This is a genomic window from Nonomuraea sp. NPDC049784 (assembly GCF_040659615.1).
In the GTDB taxonomy this organism is placed as follows: Bacteria; Actinomycetota; Actinomycetes; order Streptosporangiales; family Streptosporangiaceae; genus Nonomuraea.
On sequence record NZ_JBFAMX010000964.1, the window covers coordinates 1 to 2,723 of the forward strand.

3 protein-coding genes are annotated in these 2,723 nt (G+C 71.7%); 1 reads left to right on the forward strand and 2 read right to left on the reverse strand.

Features of this window, described 5'->3' with window-relative positions; genetic code table 11:
* The coding region (locus AB0J09_RS61760; RefSeq protein ID WP_360713413.1) for a histidine kinase at positions 1 to 1,498 on the reverse strand (1,498 nt) is incomplete at its 3' end.
* Between the two features lie 129 nt (positions 1,499 to 1,627).
* On the opposite strand from AB0J09_RS61760, the gene AB0J09_RS61765 reads away from it, so the two are divergent.
* Positions 1,628 to 2,218, forward strand: coding sequence for a methyltransferase domain-containing protein (locus AB0J09_RS61765; RefSeq protein ID WP_360713415.1), 591 nt, complete (start codon positions 1,628 to 1,630; stop codon positions 2,216 to 2,218).
* Between the two features lie 164 nt (positions 2,219 to 2,382).
* On the opposite strand, the gene AB0J09_RS61770 is transcribed toward AB0J09_RS61765, so the two are convergent.
* Positions 2,383 to 2,723 (reverse strand): enoyl-CoA hydratase-related protein (locus tag AB0J09_RS61770; protein ID WP_360713417.1); only part of this gene is annotated, 341 nt, incomplete at its 5' end.

Sequence of the window (2,723 nt, forward strand, 5' to 3'; positions counted from 1 at the left end):
GTTCGCGCATGCCGGCCAGGCCGCGCCCGGACGAGGGCAGGCGTTCGACGGCGCTCGCCGGGCGGCCGTTGCGGATCTCCACCGACAGCCCTTCCTTCGACGGGGTGACGGCGACGCGGACCCGGGTGCCGGGGCCGGCGTGTTTGAGCACGTTGGTGAGTCCTTCCTGGACGATACGGGCGGCGGAGGCCCGGGCGATGAGCGGGGCCTGGTCGGTGGCGGGGTCGAGGTCGAGGTCCACGACGAGTCCGGCGGCGGCCATGCGCTCGGCGGCCTCGCGGACCACGTCGGAGGGATTGGCCAGCAGGTCGGGCTGGCGTTCGGGGTCGCGCAGCAGGTCGAGCAGGTCGCGCAGGTCCTGCAGCACCTGGTGCCCCGTCTCGCGGATGTCGGTGAGGGCGTCGGCGACAGGGCCGTCGGGGGCGGTGTAGCGGGCGGCGCCGGCCCGCAGCACCATCGCCCCCACGTGGTGGGCCACGATGTCGTGCACGTCACGGGCGATGCGCTCGCGCTCGGCGAGCTGGTCGGCGCGCACCTGGGCGAGCGCCGCCCTGGCGGACTCCTCGGCGCGCAGCCGCTCGGCCGCCGTCGCGGCCTGCCGCATGCCGAGGTAGCGGCCGATCGCGATGGGCGTGGCCACCAACGTCATGAGGATCCCGACACGGAACCCGGTGACCTGGGTGTCCGCGCCGACGACGGCGATCGCGGTCAGCATGCAGCCCGCGAAGTACGCGACCAGCGTCCACGCCCAGGAGCTCACCCGCATCGCGAATACGCCGATCGCGACCAGCGTGAGGATCACGCAGGTGTTGACGGCCTCGTTCAGGTAGGTGTCGGCGGCGACGAGCAGGACGCCCTGCATCAGGAACACCAGCCCGGGCAGCCGCCTGGCGATGCCCAGTGACAGGCCCCCGACCACGGCGAGCAGCCCGACCATCCAGACGGGCTGACTGCCCGTGTGCCAGCTGGTCCAGGTGCTCAGCACGGTGATCGCCACCCCGCCGGCCGCCAGCAGCGCGTCGGGCGTGACATCCCGCTCCTCCAGCCGCCCCGCGGAGCTGCGCAGGTACGCCCCGAGCAAGGCGGGGAAGACCGGCAAGAAAACCGAGTACACCCAGGTGTTCGCCGTGAGCGCGATGCCGGGATCGGCCATGTTGACCGCGGTCGCCATGATCGTGGCAGCCACCGCGACCGTGACGGCCCGCCACCCGGAGCGGTATCCCACCACCCCGACCGCGACGCAGACGAGGATCTGCACCGTGTTGGACGTGAACGACTCGAGCTGGTCGGTCAGGATCAGGAATCCGGCCAGGTAGAGGCTGACCGGCACCGGCCACCTCCGGACGAATCCCATCGGCAGGCCCGCCAGCAGCGCCATCGGGACGTTCATCCCGGCGGGCAGGAACTCGGTGTCACCCGCGTGTGCCGTCGTCAACAGATCCAGCCCCACGCCCGAGACCGCGAGCAGGAAATCCAGCGGCCAACCACGCCAACGCATGCCCACACGGTATCCGTCCGGCCTGACGGCCTGATCCTCCGCGCGGAGGACCCCGCCTCCTCCATCTGGCCAGAGATCCGCCCCGATGAGGGAGCCCCTGGGAGAGATCTCGCCCTAGGCTTAGGGGGCATGTCCAACGACACCGCACTTTTCCTCGGCCAGTTTCTGCGCGCCCCCGCCACGATCGGGGCGGTCGCGCCCAGCTCGCGGCGGCTCGCCTCGGCTGTCTGCGCGCCCATCCCCGAGCGCGGCGAGCCGACAGTGGTGGAGCTCGGCCCCGGCACAGGCCCCTTCACGGAGGAGATCCAGCAGCGGCTGGGCGGGCGCGGTCACCACCTGGCCGTGGAGGTCAACGAGCGGATGGTGCGGCTGCTGGCGGCCCGGTTCCCGGCCGTGGACGTGGTGCACGCCGACGCGGCCCGGCTGGGCGACCTGCTGGCCGAGCGCGGGCTGCGGCAGGCGGACGTGGTGGTGAGCGGGCTGCCGTGGGCGGCGTTCCCGCAGGAGTTGCAGCATTCCTTGCTGGACGCGGTGACGTCGGCGATGAACCATGGGGCGGCGTTCACGACGTTCTCCTACATTCACGCCATCCCGCTGAGCTCGGCCCGGCGTTTCCGCGCGCTGCTGGCCGAGCGGTTCGAGGAGGTCGTGCCGGGGCGTACGGTTTGGCGCAACACCCCTCCTGCCTTCGTCTTCCATGCGCGCAGGCCCCGGACTTAAAGTAAAAGGAGGCGGCCATGGTGCGCGCAGGCCGGGGTGAGTCTCTGCCTCGTCCCCGGAGCAACGTTCTCGGCCTCGGTGAACAGGCCCTCGACAACCGCGCGCCCCAGGCCGCCCCGTCCTCTCCCCGCTACCCGAAGCAGGGGGAAGCACACACCCGTGGGTCAGCCGAACGACGGCGGCCGCTTCTCCCGCAACGCGCGCACGCCCTCGGCCACGTCTGGGCCGGTGAAGCCGAGGAACTCCATGGCCAGGGAGGCGTCGAAGGTCGGCCCGGCCAGGCGTAGCCAGTTGTTGAGCGAGTATTTGGTCAGCCTGATCGCCTCCTGGGCGCCGGAGGCGAGCCTGACCGCGATCTCCATGGCCTTGTCGTGCACCTGGTCGTCGTCCACGCACAGGCTGACCAGGCCCATCCGCTCGGCCTGCTCGCCCGTGACGGGCTCGCACAGCAGCAGGTGGTATTTCGCCTTGGCCAGGCCGCACAGCAGCGGCCACACCAACGCCG

Bases quoted from the DNA above. Each gene is read 5' to 3' on its own strand.
- AB0J09_RS61765 (WP_360713415.1), top strand. From the start codon at position 1,628: ATGTCCAACGACACCGCACTTTTCCTCGGCCAGTTTCTGCGCGCCCCC.